The 18,480-nt window shown below is 64.6% G+C and carries 18 protein-coding genes and 1 pseudogene; 9 read left to right on the forward strand and 10 right to left on the reverse strand.

Translation table 11 applies throughout. From position 1 onward, the window contains the following. Positions 1-4 precede the first annotated feature (4 nt). Positions 5-514 carry a hypothetical protein gene (locus tag VPH46_RS05675; protein WP_231738850.1) on the reverse strand — a complete coding sequence of 170 codons (510 nt, stop codon included), beginning with the start codon at positions 512-514 and terminating at the stop codon, positions 5-7. A gap of 274 nt (positions 515-788) precedes the next feature. Here VPH46_RS05675 and VPH46_RS05680 point away from each other — a divergent pair, with 274 nt between their 5' ends. The 6 genes from VPH46_RS05680 to VPH46_RS05705 all read left to right on the forward strand — a co-directional run bounded on the left by VPH46_RS05680 (position 789) and on the right by VPH46_RS05705 (position 5,088). Further along, positions 789-1,088 carry a hypothetical protein gene (locus VPH46_RS05680; protein WP_042469185.1) on the forward strand — a complete coding sequence of 100 codons (300 nt, stop codon included), beginning with the start codon at positions 789-791 and terminating at the stop codon, positions 1,086-1,088. A 305-nt stretch (positions 1,089-1,393) separates the two neighbouring features. Beyond that, complete coding sequence (locus tag VPH46_RS05685) at positions 1,394-1,780, forward strand: DUF3768 domain-containing protein (RefSeq protein ID WP_042469183.1); 387 nt, start codon at positions 1,394-1,396, stop codon at positions 1,778-1,780. A gap of 128 nt (positions 1,781-1,908) precedes the next feature. Beyond that, positions 1,909-2,166 (forward strand): hypothetical protein, encoded by a 258-nt coding sequence (locus VPH46_RS05690; RefSeq protein WP_042469301.1) that lies wholly within the window; start codon positions 1,909-1,911, stop codon positions 2,164-2,166. Positions 2,167-2,168: 2 nt separating this feature from the next. Then, entirely contained in the window at positions 2,169-3,458 is a 1,290-nt protein-coding gene (locus VPH46_RS05695) for a Fic/DOC family protein (RefSeq protein WP_042469182.1), read from the forward strand. A 531-nt stretch (positions 3,459-3,989) separates the two neighbouring features. Beyond that, on the forward strand, positions 3,990-4,343 hold the full coding sequence (locus tag VPH46_RS05700; RefSeq protein WP_231738854.1) for a hypothetical protein: 354 nt from the start codon (positions 3,990-3,992) through the stop codon (positions 4,341-4,343). Positions 4,344-4,635: 292 nt separating this feature from the next. Beyond that, a complete protein-coding gene (locus tag VPH46_RS05705; RefSeq protein WP_042469180.1) occupies positions 4,636-5,088 on the forward strand; it encodes a flagellar hook-basal body complex protein FliE in 453 nt (150 codons plus the stop codon). A gap of 79 nt (positions 5,089-5,167) precedes the next feature. On the opposite strand, the gene VPH46_RS05710 is transcribed toward VPH46_RS05705, so the two are convergent. Continuing rightward, a complete protein-coding gene (locus VPH46_RS05710) occupies positions 5,168-5,638 on the reverse strand; it encodes a YybH family protein (RefSeq protein WP_053003295.1) in 471 nt (156 codons plus the stop codon). Positions 5,639-5,728: 90 nt separating this feature from the next. Further along, the gene (locus VPH46_RS05715; RefSeq protein ID WP_042491074.1) at positions 5,729-8,698 is read right to left on the reverse strand and encodes a Tn3 family transposase; all 2,970 of its coding nucleotides are present in this window, start codon (positions 8,696-8,698) and stop codon (positions 5,729-5,731) included. Positions 8,699-8,827: 129 nt separating this feature from the next. Here VPH46_RS05715 and VPH46_RS05720 point away from each other — a divergent pair, with 129 nt between their 5' ends. After that, positions 8,828-9,454, forward strand: coding sequence for a recombinase family protein (locus tag VPH46_RS05720; protein WP_082052512.1), 627 nt, complete (start codon positions 8,828-8,830; stop codon positions 9,452-9,454). A 23-nt stretch (positions 9,455-9,477) separates the two neighbouring features. Here the strand turns inward: VPH46_RS05720 and VPH46_RS05725 are convergent, their stop codons facing one another. The 3 genes from VPH46_RS05725 to VPH46_RS05735 are packed head-to-tail and all read right to left on the reverse strand — an operon-like array spanning position 9,478 to position 11,105. Further along, the gene (locus tag VPH46_RS05725) at positions 9,478-10,257 is read right to left on the reverse strand and encodes a sulfite exporter TauE/SafE family protein (RefSeq protein WP_042469177.1); all 780 of its coding nucleotides are present in this window, start codon (positions 10,255-10,257) and stop codon (positions 9,478-9,480) included. Between the two features lie 7 nt (positions 10,258-10,264). After that, positions 10,265-10,783 (reverse strand): rhodanese family protein, encoded by a 519-nt coding sequence (locus tag VPH46_RS05730; protein WP_042469176.1) that lies wholly within the window; start codon positions 10,781-10,783, stop codon positions 10,265-10,267. 4 nt (positions 10,784-10,787) lie between these two features. Next, positions 10,788-11,105, reverse strand: coding sequence for an ArsR/SmtB family transcription factor (locus VPH46_RS05735; RefSeq protein WP_042469298.1), 318 nt, complete (start codon positions 11,103-11,105; stop codon positions 10,788-10,790). A gap of 68 nt (positions 11,106-11,173) precedes the next feature. Between VPH46_RS05735 and VPH46_RS05740 the strand changes: the two genes are divergently transcribed. Both VPH46_RS05740 and VPH46_RS05745 read left to right on the forward strand, forming a co-directional pair. Then, a complete protein-coding gene (locus VPH46_RS05740; protein ID WP_061780293.1) occupies positions 11,174-12,049 on the forward strand; it encodes an MBL fold metallo-hydrolase in 876 nt (291 codons plus the stop codon). A 54-nt stretch (positions 12,050-12,103) separates the two neighbouring features. After that, a pseudogene (locus VPH46_RS05745) lies at positions 12,104-13,747 on the forward strand (Tn3 family transposase); the annotation flags it as partial. A 196-nt stretch (positions 13,748-13,943) separates the two neighbouring features. Here the strand turns inward: VPH46_RS05745 and VPH46_RS05750 are convergent. Genes VPH46_RS05750 through VPH46_RS05765 form a run of 4 tightly spaced genes read right to left on the reverse strand, consistent with a single transcriptional unit; the run spans position 13,944 to position 18,479 of the window. Continuing rightward, positions 13,944-14,693, reverse strand: a complete 750-nt coding sequence (locus tag VPH46_RS05750; protein ID WP_004212890.1) for an HAD-IIB family hydrolase — start codon at positions 14,691-14,693, stop codon at positions 13,944-13,946. Continuing rightward, positions 14,690-17,191: a heavy metal translocating P-type ATPase gene (locus tag VPH46_RS05755; protein ID WP_004212886.1), complete on the reverse strand. Its 2,502-nt coding sequence runs from the start codon at positions 17,189-17,191 to the stop codon at positions 14,690-14,692. Before VPH46_RS05755 ends, VPH46_RS05750 begins: the two co-directional genes overlap by 4 nt. Continuing rightward, positions 17,188-17,796 (reverse strand): cation transporter, encoded by a 609-nt coding sequence (locus VPH46_RS05760; RefSeq protein ID WP_004212885.1) that lies wholly within the window; start codon positions 17,794-17,796, stop codon positions 17,188-17,190. The genes VPH46_RS05755 and VPH46_RS05760 overlap by 4 nt, the downstream gene beginning before the upstream one ends. Next, a complete protein-coding gene (locus VPH46_RS05765) occupies positions 17,793-18,479 on the reverse strand; it encodes a ZIP family metal transporter (RefSeq protein WP_004212882.1) in 687 nt (228 codons plus the stop codon). Before VPH46_RS05765 ends, VPH46_RS05760 begins: the two co-directional genes overlap by 4 nt. Position 18,480: the final 1 nt, after the last annotated feature.

The following is an 18,480-nucleotide window of genomic DNA, read 5'->3' on the forward strand; positions in this document are numbered from 1 at the left end:
GCTATCACTCCATTCTGCTATTCGCGTGTGAGCCGCGCAGCCCGTCACCCAAGCTGATACTACGACCGCCGCCATTCCTCACCAAGATCGCGCGTGGTTCGAACCATGCGAACAGATCGCCCAAGGCCCGACGTCTGTAAGCATTCAGCCATCGCCGGCGCCGATGTTCGGCCGCGTCATGGATCATATGGCATCGCTGGCAGAGTGCAGCCAAATTGCGTGGTGCGTTGTCGGTGGGGTCATGGTTCAGATGCGCACACGCGATATAGACCCGCGTGATGCGCACGATCGTCGCCACGTCCGACTTAGGCGCACGCACCCGGCGACCGCGCCCGTCGCGCCATTGGTGGCGATCAGCGTCCCACCAGCGTCCGTCACCCAAGTGGAACACCCGCCGGCCGTGCGGGCGCTGGCAATGCTCGCAGCGCCCCTTGGCGCGGCCGAACCGGATCAGCCTCGACAACTCAGGCCAGTCGATCGGGTAGAGCCAGCGATGTTCGGCCATGATCGGCATGACGATTCTATGAGTCAGCCGAGTCGAGAACGAAAGCAGAAAATCGGCTAGCGGTCCGCCCCGTGGGCGGGCGTTGGTTTGTAGAGGCAGTCCGTCAGTCTCCGCCCATCGTGAGGGGCGCGGAACGCCGCCTCAAGGATCAGCGGTCCCCCCAATTTGCTGCGCAAATCGGCTCCCCCGCTGCCCGGCAAGCCGGCCGCTGGCGCGGTCCTATGACCCGGCGTTCCGCGCCCCTCCCGCCGTCGTCGCCAATCACGGCAACACGGAGGTTTCCATGTCCCATCATCGCCTATTCGCGCAGCTCGCCTTCGAGCGCGCGCTGGGGATGGCCGCGCTGAACGCGCTGGTCCAGGCCGTCGTCGAAAGCGACCAGTTCCGCGCCGATGGCCGCGATCGTGACCCGCGCCACTTTTGGGTTCTCGCCGGAGACCTGGAGGAGGTCGTGCAGGATCGCATCCGCGACGTTCTCGATGGTCCCGGTCTCGGTGTTGTCGAGCGTGGCGAGCTGTTCCATCAGCCGCGTATCGTCGATCTGGTGATCGCCGCCCGCGACGCACGCAACGCGCCCTCCTGACGGGGGCGCGCTTGCGCGCGATAGTGCCGTGCGGAGATCCGCACCGCGCAACTCTCGCCGATCGCGATGCGCGCGACCGGCGCTAGGGGAACACCAAGGGCGCTGCCCTTTCGTTCCCGAACGACAATCGACCGCCCGTGTAATCCGCCAACCGCGGCACCCGTCGCCGGAGGCTTCGGCCGCGCTAGGCGGCTCGCCCGCACCAGCGGTAGATTCTCGCTCCCCCTCCCCATCCCGTCCTCGCCGGACAGGCAGGGCCGTGAGGCCGAGCGGCCTTGCGGCCCATGCCAGAAGGAGGATCAGTGATGTGCAGCCCCGAACAACTCGACACCATCCGTCGCCTTAATGACCTAGCCCGGAGCCAACCGGGCACCGCATCCATCGCCAACGTCACGCTGGGTTTCCAGTCTCTCCCCGACGCGGATCGCTTCGCGGCGCTGGCGGCGATCGTCGGCTTCTCGCAATTCACCGGCGACAACGATCCTCACGGAGAACATGATTTCGGCGCGGTTTATCGGCTCGCGACGGGAACGTGGACGCAGGAGCGACCGAGCGACGACAAGGCAATCGCCGAAACCGTTTTCTGGAAGGTGGACTACTACGACAACACGCTTACCTATGGCAGCGAAGCGCCGTGGGATGAGCAACAGACCAAGCGCGTGCTGACGATCATGCTCGCGAGCGAATACTGACGTCCCCGGCGTGCGATCCGCGTTCAAGCGAGCGCGGATCGCGACGCACCGACCGGCTCTTATCGCACGTGATTTGTTGAGGAATCGCGTTGGAAGGCGTAGGGTTATGAGCAGAAAGGATGACCGCGATGGCCCAGATCGATCTTGAAACGCTGCGCGAGCGCATCCGCCAGATGGATTTCGAGCGCGGCAGCCCTGAACAGGTTGCGCTTTGGCGCGAGGACGTAGCGGAAGCCCGTGCCAATCTCGTTATCGAGGATATGACCCCGACCATCGACGAGGACGCGATGTTCTCGATGATGCTCGACGAGGGCGTTCCGCCCGCCCTCATGCCCTCGATTATCCTCAGTCTCTATCAGCCCGGAACCCGCCAGATCGCTGCCTGACCTTGGCAAGCGATCCTTATACATATCCCGGCACCGAGACGCTTCGTAACCGGCTCGGGATTACGGAAGACAAAACGCTTACCGAGGCCGAACGACGACTGACGCAGGCGCGCGGCGCGGAGGCTGCGCGCCTGACCTTTCCAGCCACCGCCGACGGCTACCGTGCCCTTCACAAACACCTGTTCCAAGACCTCTACGATTGGGCAGGCCAGGACCGCACCGTCAACATCGCCAAGGGCGGATCGAGCTTCGCCGCCGTCCCCTACATCGCGCGCGAACTCGACAAGCGGTTCGCCGAGGTAGGAGCGCAGAGCGGCTTGCGGGTGCTTCCTCGCGACGAGTTTTTCGATCGGCTCGGCAACCACATCAACGAGATCAACGCCATTCATCCCTTCCGCGAAGGGAACGGGCGCACCATGCGCCACCATGCCGCCCAGCTCGCCCGCGAAGCCGGCCACCCGATCCGCATCGCCGCGATCGACAAGGACCGTTGGATGGAGGCGTCCCGTCACGGCTTTCTTACCGGCGATCATCGCGGAATGGCGGCGGTTCTCTCCGCAGCGGCGATCAAGCGCGACCTCGCGCCCGAGGCGCGGATTGGCCCCGCAGGGATCGCCATGCTCCCCAAGCGCGCGCCGCCCGAGGGGCAACGCTACCGCGTGACGCTGACCAAGGCGCGCGAGGAGCTGGAACGCTATTTGCCGGCCGCTCGCCAACAGGCGGCCGATCGGCTGCGTGGGTTGATTAAGGAGGGTGCCCCCTCCCCCGCCATCGCCAACGCGCGCACCGAACTCGCCTATGTCCGCCATGCCAAAGGGCCGATCTATCAATCGCACCTTCTCACCTATCTAGGTGTCCGTCAGGTCGATGCCGTCGTGACGCCGCAGCAGACGCCGTTGGAGCGCGTGCGGGAGATCGGCGCAGCACTCGGTGTTCAAATCAACAACCAGCAGCCGGCCCAGCTCCAGCGCGCCGTGCGGTCGCTGGAGCGGCCGATCCTGCCCCCTGGTCACTCGCCGGGGCAGGAGCGGCTTGCCGAGCTGTTCCTGAAGAACACGCCGGAGAAGAACCAAGCCGATCCGCGCCTTGCGCCCGCCCAGGCAATCGTCGACGCGGCCATGAAGACCGCGCGCGATCGGGGCGAGAGCGCGCGCATGGTCGGAGCCATCGCGGAGTCGACGCGCCAGCTCGTCGCCGATCGGATCAAAGCGGGCGGATCGCTGGACGTCAAAATCGGCCGCGCGACCCCGGCGCAAGCGCCAGCACCGCGCGATAAGGACCGGAGTCGCTGACAGCTTTTGGAGGACGGGGGAATGTGCAATCGGTTGTGTGATTGCGGTCCCCGCCGCAAGCGGGAACCGGATTGTCAACGCAAGGAGATGCGGTCGTGAAACCTGATACGGTCACCGTCACAGATGAAACGTGAGTTGTCACCTTCGTGTCGAATATCTCAAAGTGCCTGCTTCCGGCATTCAGAATTGATATCAACCCTCCATGCTTCAAAGAACTTCATTTCCGGGTTGGGAAATATCAGATCGAGAGCGCAAAATACTCACGCTAAACTTTTATTGCGTTCTCTTGATTAAAACCGCGTAGTCGCGATTTTTGACATCCATGATCCGTCTTGCTCGGTCTTAACGTCAGCGGCAGGGATCGAACCCGCACCCCATTGCCGGGGATCGCTTTAGCGATACGTCTGCCAATCCTGGGGATGAGACCTCCCCGGTGCCGCGCGAAGTCTTCCCTACCGAGAAGAAGACCCCTCGGTGCGCCTGGGCGTGCGGTGATCGTCGCCGGGCAACCGGCCATTGGAGCCGGTCACGATGGAATGGGGCTTCGCGATCCAGGCGCCGAGCAAGCGCGACCCGGTCGTGAAGCTGGACAAGTATGTGACCCATGGCCGCAACCTCGCTTCATCGATGTGGAAGCCGTCGCTCGCCAACCCGGAGCGGCGCTGCCTTGTCCCGTTCACCCATTTCGCCGGACCCCACCCCGAGGGCGGGACTGGCGACGATGGCAAGCCCCGGCAGATGTGGTTCTTGATCCCCAATGAGCCGATCGCGTTCTTCGTCGGCATATGGCGACCGACTGTGCGTAGCGAAGCCTACGCCTTCGCCGAACGCGATCGTCTCGCCATGGCATCCCAAGGCGATGCCGGTAATCCTCCATCTGCGTGACTTCACCACATAGCTTGACGGGCCCCACGAAACGGCGCTGGCGCTGGTGCGACCCTATGATGGATGATGCGGACCGCGCTGCCTATGCGACCGGCGTGCTTCGCACCGGGAGCCGGATCGAGGGGCGACGCTGGTATCAAGACAATACCCTCGAACCTATCCGCGACGAGACGTTGCGCGAGGGATCGGTGCATAGCTTCATGAATAGGCAATCAGTACTAAGTTCAATTAACCATGCCATAACGGTTTCAATGCGACATGTCGGTGCGCTGAAGGCGCACCGAGGTAAAATATGAGCAGCATCTCCATCAATGATGTCATGGCTTTGCGGAACGCTGTCCTCGACAAGAACGCGGCGCTTCGGAACGTAGCAAGCAACCCGAACTCTGTCTCCGTGTCCGGGGCTGCGAAAGGAGCGGCTTTTGACGCAGCGATGCACACCGCGCTGGGAAAGGCGGATAGCCCAAATTCTGTCTCAGGCGTGGGCGGAGCGGCGGCCGTTTCGCAATCAGGACACGCCGATCTAGGCGGCTTCGCCGCTACTTTTCAGACGCAGCTTCAAAAAATTAATGCGATCAATGCGCGCGCTGGTGCTTTGACGGTTGCCTACGAACGCGGAGAGGAAACCGACATCGCGAAGGTGATGCTTGCGCGGCAGGAGTCCTCAATCGCATTCGAGGCGACGTTGCAGGTTCGCAACAAAGTGCTGTCCGCCTACAAGGACATTATGAGCATGCCGGTGTAGCGCAATCCCGAAAGCACCTCCCTGAGTCGTTAATCCCTGCTGAGAAATACGTTCACGCACCAGCCTCCGCCTACCTCCATTAGCTTCCCTTCGGCTTACGAGCACTGTTGTGCATGGACACGATCTTCCAGCTGCCGCCCACCTTTTTAAGTACGCTTGAGGCAACACCGAGCCGTTCGGCCGCCTCACCGGTTTTGGGCTGAATCCGGTAACGGTAGGTTTCGGTTGCAAGGGCAACCGGTCCCTCGAAGCGGACGTCGACCTTGTAGTCTGAGAAACGGAACGATTTGAACTGCTTCAGCTCGGGACCGAGATGATGAGCCAAGTACGTGGTGTAGCTGCCCTCAGATGCTCCTGTCTCGAAAATCTGCGCGTTGGTCGTGAACAGTCGCTCGGTTCCAGCGGCGTCAAGCTTTTCGATCGCCTTCTTGTACGACGACAGCACAGCCTTCACGGCGCGCGCATCAGCGGCTCGAGCGTCAGACTGCGCCCACGCCGCGGCGGGCAGAGCAATTGACAACGCCATGATCGTCTTCATCCCGATGTTCATTCCTGATCTCCCAAAATAAAACTCTCCACTTTAGGCTATCGCCGTTTGAGGCAATACGGGGACCGGTGAGAGGATGGTCGAAAACGTACGCTAAGCGTCCCGGCTTTGCTGGTGGAGGCGCAGCGGCCTGAACCGCTCGCGAGGTTTGTCGATCTCGCCCCAGAGATAGTCGCCGGTGAGGCCGATATGCTCCCAGCCCAGAGGGGCGACGTGGGCGAGCAGCTCGTCGGGCACGTCGACGCCGCTGCCGCGCAGATGACGGACAGCTCGGTCGAGATAGACGGTGTTCCAGAGCGTCATGGCCGCGGTGACGAGGGTCAGGCCGGAGGCGCGATGGCGCTGGTTCTCGAAGGTGCGGTCGCGCAGTTCGCCGAGGCGGTTGAAGAAGATGGCGCGGGCGAGCGCGTTGCGGGCCTCGCCCTTGTTGAGAATGCTGCCGGTGCGACGACGCTGGTCGGGATCATCGAACCAGTCGAGCATGAACAGGGTGCGTTCGATCCGACCTATCTCCCGCAGCGCGCGGGCGACCGAGTTCTGACGCGGGAAGCCCGCCAGCTTGCGGAGCATGACCGAGGCGCTCACCGTGCCGGCGCGGATCGAGGCGGCAAGGCGCAGGGTTTCGTCCCAGTTCTCCTCGATCGCGCGGATCTTGACCGGACCGGCGACGAGCGGGCGCAGCGTCGGCCACGAGTCGAGCGGCGACAGGCTGTAGAGCCGGCGCTCGTTGAGGTCGCGGATGCGGGGCGCGAAGCGGAAGCCGAGCAGATGGCACAGGCCGAAGACATGATCGACCGCGCCGGCGGTATCGGTCGCATGTTCGCGGATGACCAGCTCGCTTTCATGGTCGAGCAGGCCGTCGAGGACATGCGCGGCCTCGCCGGCATTGGCGGCGATGACCTTGGTGTGGAACGGCGTGAAGCGGTCGGTGACGTGGGTGTAGAACAGCACGCCTGGTTCGGTGCCATAGCGGGCGTTGTGATCGGCGCGGGCCTCGCCCTGACCACCGGCACGAAAGAACTGCCCGTCCGACGACGATGTATCGCCCGGTCCCCAGACCGCCGCGAGCGGATGCGCGGTATGGCAATCGACGATCGCCGCCAGCGCCGACAGATAGGTTTCGTCGCGCACATGCCATTCCGCCGTCCAGCGCAGGCGAGACAACGTCAGCCCGCGCGAGCTTTCGGCCATGCGGCCCAGGCCGAGGTTGGTCGCATCGGCGAGGATCGCACCCATCAGCGCGGACTGGTCGGAGGCGGGGGCGCCGCTGCGCGCATGGACGAAACGGTCGGCGAATCCCGACCATGCGGCGACCTCGACCAGCAGATCGGTGATTCGGACGCGCGGCAGCATCGCGTAGAGCCGGGCCTTTAGCGCATCGGCATCGTCGGACGGGGATCGCCGGATCGACGATATGAGCAACTGCCCGCGTTCGATCGTCACATCGACCAGCTCGCCCGCTGCGGCTGCGCGCTCCACCTCCGTCATGCGCCGGGCCAACAGGGTGCGGCGTTCCTCGTACCATTTGGAAAAGTCGGTCGGCACAACCAGGCGCAGATCGCCGCTCGCGCGCATCGCTTCGAAGGCGGGCATGGGCAGCTGATAGTCGTCGAGCGTGCGATAGGCGCGGCTGCCGTCCACCCAGATGCTGCCCGAGCCGAGCCGCTCGCGCAGGTGGGCGATCACTGCGATCTCATAGGCGCGCCGGTCTATCGTCCCTTCCGCCGGCTGCACGACCTTGCGCCAGCGCGGCTTGATGAAGCTGGTCGGCACTCGCTTCGGCAGGACCGATCGACCGTCGCGGTACATCGTGCGCAGCACCTCGATCGCGCCGAGCAGCGGATCAGCCAACCGCGCGGTGCGGAAGGTGAAAGCGGCGAGAAACGTCGGGGCGAAACGCCGCACGGCGGGATAGCGTTCGACCACTTCTTCCAGCCCGTCATCGGCCGAGCGCGTCAGATCCTCGGCAAAGCGGATGCTGCGTTCGAGCTGATCCCAGCCCATCTTCGCGTCGATCGCGCGGAAGGCATCGCGCCCGCTCGCACGAGCATCTACCAGCAGGCGACCGAGCCGGGCATGGAAACGCGCGGTGTCCTTCAGCATCCGTGCCTGGCCGAGCAGCCGATCGGAGCGGGTGCGGTCGGCACGGCGGAACAGCGCGCCCACCATCTTCTCCACCATGACCAGCGCGGCGTCGGTCAACGTCGCTTCCATCTCGATCACGGAAGCTACGAGCATGGCGAGCCGGCGCGGACGTTCGAGACGCCGCAGGTGCTGGGCGGTGACGATGCCGGCGGTCCGCGCAATGACGGCATAGCGAGCAGCATGGATACGTCGTGCTCGATCAGCCGCGATCCCGATGCCGCGCACGGTGTCGAGCCGTTCGACGATTCCCTTCAGGTTCGCGGCCGATGGTGCTTCCGGCCATTCGCGTATCCATCCTAGCCGGGTGCGCCCATCATCGTCGGAGGCGATCATGTGTTCGAGTGCGGCTTCCTGTTCGGTCGAACAGTCGCGGATCAGATTGGAATGGGCCGCCTTGCGCGCCCGTGTCCGCACGATGAGGGCGAGCCGTTCCAGCGTCGATGTCGCCGGCAGTACGATCCGGTCCGCCCGCAAGCGATCGACCATGCCTGTGACGATCGTCTCACCTCTATCAGTCGAAGCGGCAATCTCCGATCCCAGCGCCAGCATCGCCCGTACATCCACCCGCGCGAAGGCGCGCAGACCGAGCAGAGCTTCGATCTCGGCCCGGTGTTCGCGCAATGTCGTGGGGCGCGTGGCATAGCCGGTGAAGTCGTCGGCTACGCACCCGATCTGATCGGCGAGCAGCGCGAGCATGGCGGCGGGCACCGCATCCCCCGTCAGTAGCCTGCGACCGGGATGACGCAGGTAGCAAAGCTGCACCGCATAGCCGAGCCGGTTCGCCCCGCGCCGACGTCGCGCCACCTGTGCCAGATCGTCGGGACCGAGCGTATAGAGCCGTTCGATCGTCGCGCGATCGGCAGGCGGGTCGAAGATCACAGCACGCTGCGCGGGCGACAGGATGGTCTTGGTCGGCATCGGCTTCCTGTTCGTCACGAAACAGGAAAGCGTACCCGTTCATGGAGCATAGACCAGAAGACGGGTTATGTGACATTATCGCGATTGATCGACGGGCAATGCCGCTCCGTCACGTGAACGGACGTATATGTGACAACGCAGATCGGTTACGCGCGGGTGTCCAAGGCGGACGGCAGCCAGGTCCACGACCTGCAGCACGACGCGCTGGTCGCGGCCGGCGTCGATCCCGAGCATATCTATGAGGATGCCGCATCGGGCCGGCTCGACAAGCGACCGGGACTGGACGCCTGCCTGAAGGCGCTGCGCCGCGACGACACGCTGGTCATCTGGAAACTCGATCGGCTCGGCCGCGATTTGCGCCACCTCGTCAATACGGTTGGTGATCTGACGAAGCGTGGCATCGGGTTGAAGGTGCTGGCGGGCGAAGGCGCGTCGATTGACACAACCACCGCCAACGGTCGGCTGATCTTCGCGATTTTCGCCGGCCTCGCCGAGTTCGAGCGAGAACTGATCGTCGAGCGCACGCGCGCCGGTCTGGAGTCCGCTCGGGCACGCGGTCGGCACGGCGGGCGTCCGTTCAAGATGACGCCGGCCAAACTGCGTCTCGCCCAGGCCGCGATGGGCAAACCGGAAACCAAGGTCGCGGAGCTATGCGCCGAACTCGGCGTGACGCGCCAAACACTCTACCGACACGTCACGCCGAAGGGCGAGATCAGGCCCGATGGTGAAAAGCTGTTGGCGCGAGGGCGCCGATAGCAGTCGGCTGAAGCTGCTCAGGTTCAGAGCGACGATGCCGTAACGTAGGTTCCTACCGCAATCACGACGGCGGCAAAGCCACGTTCGAGCAGCCCCTTACGGGTGCCGAGAACCTTGCCCAATGCAATACCGCCGATCGTTCCAGCGACGCCGCCCACGACCAGCATCGCGGTCACGCTCCAGTCGACCAGCCCCGACAGGGCGTAGGACAAGGCGGTGGTCAACCCCAGCGCGCTGACGACGACCAGCGACGTGCCGATCGCGAAGGGCAGCGGCATCGCGGTCGCGAGGATCAGCCCCGGCACGATCAGGAAGCCGCCCCCGATCCCGAAGAAGCCGGCGGCAAGCCCGACGCCCAGCCCGATCGGAACCAAGCGCGGCAGCAGCGTCGAGGCGCTATCGCGGGTCAGTCGCACGTCCGGCGCTTCCGCCGTGCGGCGCTTGCGCAACATCGACAAACCGACGCCAATCATCAGAAGCCCGAACAGGACAAGCAGTCGCTTGCCGTCGAACGCCTTGCCCAACTCCGCCCCCAGCGCCGCGCCGATCATTCCGGAGACGGCGAAGACACTGGCGCACCGCCATTTCACGCGGCCCGCTCGCGCATGGCCGACCAGGCTGGCAAGCGCATTGACGGTGACGGCGACAGCGGCCGTCCCGATCGCAGCGTGCGGTGATCCGACGCCGACAACATAGATCAGGAGTGGCACGGCGAGGATCGACCCGCCTCCGCCGACAAGGCCGAGGATCAGGCCAATCACGCCGCCCGATGCAAGCGCGGCAAGGGTGGCAGCGGTGTCCACGATCGCCTCAGGCTGTCGCGCGCCGGTTCCAGGGCATGACGCGCAGCAGGTTGGCCATGCCGCACCACCCCGTCACGCCCGCGAACATCAGCCCCGCCCCGACGAACGCCGACAGCCCGAAGAAGCCGGGAGCGACGAACGTGCCGAGCAGAACGCCGATCAGCACCAGCCCACCGGCGGTAATCTGCACCTGCCGCATGATTTCCAACGGCTGCGACCGATCGGCGACGGTGGGCTGTCCTGCCTGCCGCCACGCATCGATGCCGCCGCCCAGGATATAGGCCGGCGCGCCACCCGCTGCCGCGCCGAGCTGCGCCGCATTGGCGGCGGTGCGCATCCCGGACTTGCAGTGAAAGACGACCGGACGATCGTCGCGCGGGAGATCGCCGATCCGGTCGAGCGGCACGTTCATCGCGCCGGGAATGCGTTCGCGCGCATGCTCGTCGGCACCGCGAATGTCGATCAGGCGCGCACCGGCATCGATCGCGGCACGGGTATCGTCGGGAGAAAGGGTCGCGAGCGTCATCGCATCAATCCTTGCAGTAGAGCTGGTAGAGAGTGCCGAGCAGCGTTTCGACGCGGGCATCCGCGATGGCGTACCAGAGCGTCTGGCTCTCCCGCCGGTAGGTGACGAGACCCTCGTCGCGCATCCTGGCCAGGTGCTGCGAGCAGGCCGACTGCGACAAGCCGACATCACGGGCCAGATCGCCGACCGTCATCTCGCCATGCTCGACCAGCTTGCACAGCAGCATCAGCCGGCGAGCATTGCCGATCGCCTTCAGCGTGTCGGCGACCTGCCCGGCCTTCGCCTCGAATGTCGCCAGGTCCATCGGCGGTTTGAGCATCATCGCCACTCCATTAGGTGTTGCTTATGTAGCACCAGCTAATATATTAGCAAGCGCTAACGGAGAAAATCATGACTCAGCCCCTCATCGAGGCGTTTTTCGACGAGCCGACCAATACGATTAGCTACCTCGTCGGCGATCCCGCGACACGGACTGCGGCGGTGATCGATCCAGTCCTCGACTTCGACATGGCGAGCGGCGTCGCCGACACGCGCTCGGCCGAGCGGATCGTCGCCTTCGCCCGCGAGCAGGACTGGCGGATCGCGATGGTGCTGGAGACGCACGCTCATGCCGATCATCTGTCGGCCGCACCCTTCATCAAGGCGCATACAGGCGCATGGATCGGGATCGGCGCGCATATCCGCGACGTGCAGAAAATCTTCCGCCCCGTGTTCGCGATGGATGATCTGAAAACGGACGGCTCGGACTTCGACCGCCTGTTCGAGAATGGCGACCAGTTCGCGATCGGGGCGCTGGCGGTCGAGGTGCTGCATGTCCCCGGCCACACCCCGGCCGACGTGACCTATCTGATCGGCGATGCGGCGTTCGTCGGGGATACGCTGTTCATGCCCGACTATGGCACCGCCCGCGCCGACTTCCCGGGCGGGGATGCGCGGACGCTCTATCGCTCGATCCGCCGGCTATTGGCGCTGCCCGACGAGACGCGACTGTTCCTCTGCCACGACTACAAGGCACCGGGTCGCGACGACTATCGCTGGGAGACGACGGTGGGCGAGCAGCGACGGTCGAGCGTCCACGTCCATGACGGTGTGAATGAGGACGACTTCGTCGCCATGCGCGAGCAGCGTGACGCCGGGCTATCCGTGCCCAAGCTCCTGCTGCCCTCGATCCAGGTCAACATCCGCGCGGGCCATTTCGATCAGGCGGAGGCGAACGGTGTCACCTACTTGCGTATTCCGGTAAAATGGAAAGCCGGCCATCCGTGATGTCATACGATCGCTGACACGGCTTTGTGCTTAGCGTACGTTTTCGACCATCCTCTCACCGGTCCCCGGATCAAGGTCGATCCGCCGGTGGATTTTCTACGTCCCAACTCGAAATGGCATCGTCATCTTCGCGCTGAGCCCAGCGGCGACCACCGGCTTTGGGAAATCGCGGTGCTGTTCCACATCCGCGACGCCTTCCGGTCCGGTGACATATGGTTGGCGGGATCGCGCCGCTATGGCGACCTCAAGCAGCTTCTGGTCCCGCCACAGGCGATAGAGCAGACCGCGCGGCTCGCCGTGCCGCTGCGACCCGGCGAATGGCTGGCCGAGCGCAGGGCTCGACTGGATACACGGCTGAAGGAGTTTGGCCGCGCGGCGCGAACCGGCACGATCCCAGGCGGCATCATCGAGAACGGCAAGCTGCACATCGACAAGCTGAGGGCCGACACGCCCGAAGGGGCCGAGGATCTCGTGCTCGATCTCTATCAACAGCTCCCGCCCGCGAGGATCACCGATCTGTTGCTGGAAGTCGATGAGCGAACCGGATTTTCCGAGGCGTTCACGCATCTGCGCACCGGCGCGCCCTGCAGCGACCGGATCGGCCTGATGAACGTGTTGCTGGCGGAAGGCGTCAATCTCGGTTTGCGCAAGATGGCGGCGGCGACCAACACGCACAGCTTCTGGGAATTGCTGCGGATCGCGCGCTGGCATGTCGAAGGCAGCGCCTATGATCGGGCGCTCGCCATGATCGTGGAGGCCCACGCCGCCCTGCCCATGGCCGCCTTCTGGGGACAAGGGCAATCGGCATCCAGCGACGGGCAGTTCTTCCTTGCTACCGAGCAGGGCGAGGCGATGAATCTGATCAACGCGAAATATGGCAACGTCCCGGGCCTCAAGGGATACAGCCATGTGTCCGATCAATATGCGCCGTTCGCAACCCAGGTGATCCCGGCAACGGTCAGCGAGGCTCCCTATATCCTGGACGGGCTGCTCATGAATGACGCGGGCCGCCGCGTTCGCCAGCATTTTGCCGACACGGGCGGCTTCACCGATCATGTGTTCGCCGCCTGCGCCTTGCTCGGCTACAGGTTCGCCCCCCGTATCCGCGATCTCCCTCAGAAAAGACTCTATGCCTTCACGCCCAACGCGACGCCGGCCAATGTGCGAGCGCTGGTCGGAGGTAAGATCAATGAACCGCACATCGAGCGCAACTGGCCCGACATCCTGCGCATCATGGCGACGATCGCAGCGGGGATCGTCGCCCCCAGCCAGATTCTTCGCAAGCTCGCCTCTTACCCGCGCCAGAATGAGCTGGCCCTCGCATTGCGAGAGGTGGGCCGCATCGAGCGAACCCTGTTCATGATCGACTGGATTCTTGATGCCGGCCTCCAGCGCCAGGCTCAGATCGGCCTCAACAAGGGTGAGGCCCACCACGCCCTAAAGCGCGCCATCAGCTTCCACCGCCGAGGTGAAATCCGGGATCGATCCGGCGAAGGCCAGCACTATCGCATCGCCGGAATGAACCTGCTCGCCGCCATCATCATATTCTGGAACACCATGAAGCTCGGCGAGGTCGTCAATACCCGGGCCGCCAGCGGTACCCATATCGCGCCTGATCTACTCGCCCACGTCTCGCCGTTGGGATGGGAACACATCAATCCAACCGGGGAATATCGCTGGCCCAAATCCTTAGCGTAGGATTCCGCCCCCTCCCGCAAACGCCCCCTACGATTGAGAAGCGCGGCGGAATCTCTTAGATTGATCGCTGGAGGCTTTGTTCGCGGAGACGCGCACATTGCCTTCTTTTCGTTTTAGGAAGCGCTGCCCTAAGCGACAGAAGCCAGAGCTTTGACAATGCGGCATTCCGCGATGGAGCCGACCATGTATCTTGATCCTATCGGTGCAGACACGCGATGATGGCGGTCACGACGGCGGTGGTTTCCGCGACGTCGCGCACCCTCACTGTGTCGAGGCCGATTTCAGCAGCGGGATAGTCATTCCCACCGGGGAATATCGCATCCCCAATGAACAGCATCCCGTCGAGCGGGACACCGCTCTCGGCACTCAGGCGCTTCAGGCCATAGCCCTTGTCGATCCCTGCTCTGGTCACGTCGATCGATGTCGTGCCACCGAGATTGATCGAGAGCTCCGGCAGCTTCGCGCGCAACGTGGCCTGCAACGCGGTCCTCTTCTTTCGGTCAGGATCCCACGCTTCCTTTTCCTTCAGCGGCGCTGCCTGCCCCAGGCCCGAAAAGGTGATCTGGCTGCCCCGGTCCTCGATCCGTTCGCCCCAGATACGTTCGTCGGCGAGACCGGCATCGGTCAGCGCCTGATCGAAGGCCGTGCGGATCTTCGCCTTCTCCGCGTCGTCGAACAGTTCGGCATAGACCGCGCGCCAAGCGCCATTGATGAACCGATAGAGTTTCGTGCCTGTGGTCGGCATCAACCAGAGACGGTCGAGCGCGACGCCGGCAGGAAGGCGCGAGGCGATCTGCTTTTCGAACTGCGGCCAGTCCCCGCCCGAGATCACCGCCACATCCGTGATGGCGAGCAATCGGGCGAGGATTGCGGCCATATCCTCCGATAACGGCCGCTTGCTCTCGGCAAGCGTGCCGTCGAGGTCGAAGGCGATCAGCCACTTCATGCCGCCTTCCCTGCCGGATCGCGGTAGGCGAGCAGCCTGAGCGCATTGATGACGACGAGCAGCGTCGATCCCTCATGAACCGCCACCGCTGGCCCAATGCCGAGGCCGAGGATGGTAGCAGGCACCAGGAAGGCGACGACACCCAGGCTGACGAAGACGTTCTGCCGGATGATTCCACGGGTATGGCGGCTAAGACCGACTGCGAATGGCAGGTGCGCCAGATCGTCGGCCATCAGCGCCACGTCGGCTGTCTCCAGCGCAACGTCCGACCCCGCCGCGCCCATCGCGATGCCGACCGTGGCGCTTGCCATCGCCGGCGCATCGTTCACGCCGTCGCCCACCATCGCGACCTTGTCTTCGCCGGCGAGCTTCTTGATCGCGGCAACCTTGTCTTCGGGCATGAGGTCGCCCCACGCTTCGTCGATCCCGACTTCGTCGGCGATCGCTTCGGCGACTTTCTGGTGATCGCCGGAGATCATTATCATCCGCGACACGCCCATCTCGTGCAGCCGACGCAACGCGGTCTTGGCAGCTTCGCGAGGCGTGTCCATCAGGCCGATCGCGCCCAGGTCGCGGTCCCCCTTGCGGACCACCATTGTCGTGCGGCCGTTCTCGCGCAGCTTCGCGATTGCGTCCTGCGCGCCCTGCCCCAGCGCCGGAATGCCCTCACTTCCGAACATCTCGGCCTTGCCGATCCACACCGTCTCGCCATCCACGCTCGCGGTGACGCCCCGACCGGTCAGGCTCTTGAGGTCGCCGGCAGTCGGCACGGCACGATCGTTCAGACGTTCGCGGCCGTCCTTGACGATCGCTTGGGCCAGGGGATGGTCGCTCAACGCTTCGACGGCGACAGCCAGCGCCAGCAACTCGCCTTCATCGGCGCCATCGACGGGCACGACATCAGTGATGCGCGGACGACCTTCGGTCAGCGTGCCCGTCTTGTCGAAAGCGATCGCTTTGAGCGACCCGAGGTTTTCGAGCGGTGCACCGCCCTTCACGAGCACGCCGCCCCGCGCTGCACGGGCAACGCCCGACAGGACCGCGCTCGGCGTTGCGATCGCGAGCGCGCACGGGCTTGCCGCCACCAGCACCGCCATCGCGCGATAGAAGCTGTCGCGGAACGGCTCGTCGACGACCACCCATGCGAACAGCAGGAGCACTGACAGGACCAGGACGGCGGGCACGAAGATCCGTTCGAACCGGTCGGTGAAGCGCTGCGTCGGCGACTTCTGCGTCTCCGCTTCGCTCACCATCTTCACGACCTTGGCAAGCGCGCTTTCATTGGAACGGCGTGTCACCTCGATCTCGATCGCGCCGCCGCCGTTGATCGTACCAGCAAAAACCCGGCTTTCCGCGTCGACTGCATCGGGCTTGGCGCGTGCCGCTGCGGCATCTGCGACCGGCACCTTGTCGACCGGGATGCTTTCACCCGTGACCGGGGCCTGGTTGATCGCGCTGGTGCCCTTGATGACGAAGCCGTCGGCAGGCAGGCGCTCGTTCGGGCGGACGATGGCAATGTCCCCGACGACCATCTGCTCGACCGGGATTTCGCTGGTCTGCCCGCCGCGTCGCACGGTCGCGGTTTCGGGCGCGAGCTTCGCCAGCGCCTCGATCGCCTTCTTGGCGCGGCCCATTGCATAATGCTCAAGCGCATGGCCGAGGCTGAACAGGAACAGCAGCAGCGCACCTTCGGCCCATGCGCCCAGCGCAGCGGCGCCGGCCGCAGCGACCAACATCAGCGTGTCGATCTCGAACTTCTTCATCCGGAGGTTGTCGATCGCCTCGCGCAGCGTGAAGAATCCGCCGAAGAAATAGGCTGCGATATAGCAGGCGGTCGGCAGCCATTCGGGCGCGCCAGCGACCAGCCTCTCGATCGCGTAGCCGATCCCCAGCAGCGCGCCACAGGCGAGCGCGAAGATCAGCTCGGTATTGGGGCCGAGAAATTCGGCGTGGCTATGGTCGTGGCCATCGCCGGGGCCGTGCTTCTCTTCGCCCGCGCCGTGGCCCCCGGGGCCGTGGTCGTGGCCGGCATGTTCATCGGCAGCGACCCGCTTGCCCACCCTCACCTTCAGCTTGCGAAGCGCAGCGCGCACCTCCTCTTCGGTGGTTTCGCGGCGATCATATTCGACCCGGACAGACCCGCTGGTGCTGGCGCTTGCCTGGACCACGCCGGGCAAGGCGCACAGCGCATCGCTGACCGTGCGCGCCCGACGTTCGTGGTTGATCCCCGTCACCTGCCAGATCGCATGGCCGTAGCGCTCGGTGATTTCGGCACCTGCGGCGCGCACCATTTCGCGCAACCGTGGCAGCGGCAGCTTGGCGGCATCGAAATGGATGCACAGCGCCGCTGGCGTGTTGCCGTCGAGACAGATCACATGCGCCCGCTCGACACCTTCGCGCTTTGACAGGGTTGATACGAGACGGTCCAGGCAGGCATCGGCCGCGTCAGGAAGGTCCGGCAACAACACTGGAATGTCGAGTTCGAGCTTGTCGTTCATGACGACCTCCTTTCGCTTTTCTTGGTTTCGGCGCGCGCGTCGCGCAGGATTTCGACACCGCCCTTGATGGCGATGATGGCGGTGGCGAAGCCGACCAGCAGGTCCGGCCAATTGGTACCCAACCACAGCACCAGCACGCCGGCGATCAGGATGCCGCCGTTGGAAATGAAGTCGTTGAAGCTGAAGGTGGTTGCGGCCCGGAGATTGACGTCCGGATCCTTGAGGCGCTGGAGCAGCCGCAGGCAGAGGTAATTCACGACGCCGGCGATCGCGGACATGACCATCATGGTAGGTCCGATGGGCTCGCTGCCCTGCACGTAGCGCCGTCCGACATCGATCAAGATGCCGCCCGCGAAGATCAGCAGCATGACGCCCGAAGCGACCGCGGCGCGTGTCTTCCATGTCTGGCCCCGGGTGAGCGCCACAAGGCTCAGCGCATACACAGCCGTATCGGACAGGTTGTCGACGCCGTTGGCGATCAGCGCGCTCGAGTCCGCGAAGAAGCCGGAAACGAAGAAGCCCGCAGCGATCGCCGCGTTCAGCAGCAGGACGATCCACAGTGTGCGGCGCTCCTGCCCGCCATTGTTGTCGTTGCCCGGGATCATCCCATCATCTCCTCAAGTGTCAGCAGGGCCAGGAAGCCGACGAAAAACATCGAGCTGATGAGCGGGGTGTCGGGTTTCTCGTGCGCCTCGACCAGCAACTCCTCCGTGACGAGGTAGAGCAGCGCCATCAGCCCGAAGCTGAGGAAGCCGGCGATCATCACCGGCGACAGCGCGGCGACCGGCACGGCAGCGAGCGCGCCGATCGGCAGCAGCAGGGCCAATGCCGAGACGATCACGATGATGCGCAAGCGCGAGCGATAGGTTTCCGCCAGCTCGTCGGTCAGCGTCAGTCCCAGAAATAACACTTCCAGAGTGAGCGCGATCGTCAGCAGGAGACCTGCCTTCTCGCCCGCCACGAAAGCGAGGCCGAGCACCAGGCCGTCGACCAGAATGTCGATGCCGATCGCGGCGAGTAGCGCCATCGGCCCCTTGAAGCGGGCCTCAAGAGCCTTGAGCCCCAGCATGGTCGCGACGCCCGCCGCCCCGCCGATCAACGTCGCGCTGGGCGATGCCTCATGCTTGACCTGCGGCAGGATTTCGGTCGCTGCCGCCGCGAACACGACGCCGGCAGCGAGATGCTGTAGGCCCGCCACGAGGCCAGGTTTCAACTTGGTGCGGCTCGCGACAATCGCGCCGAGCACGACCGCCAGCACAGGCGCAAGCGTATAGAGCAGTGCCTGCATT

Origin of the sequence: Sphingomonas sp. MJ1 (PH-R8), assembly GCF_048058635.1 — a bacterium.
Lineage (GTDB): Bacteria > Pseudomonadota > Alphaproteobacteria > Sphingomonadales > Sphingomonadaceae > Sphingomonas.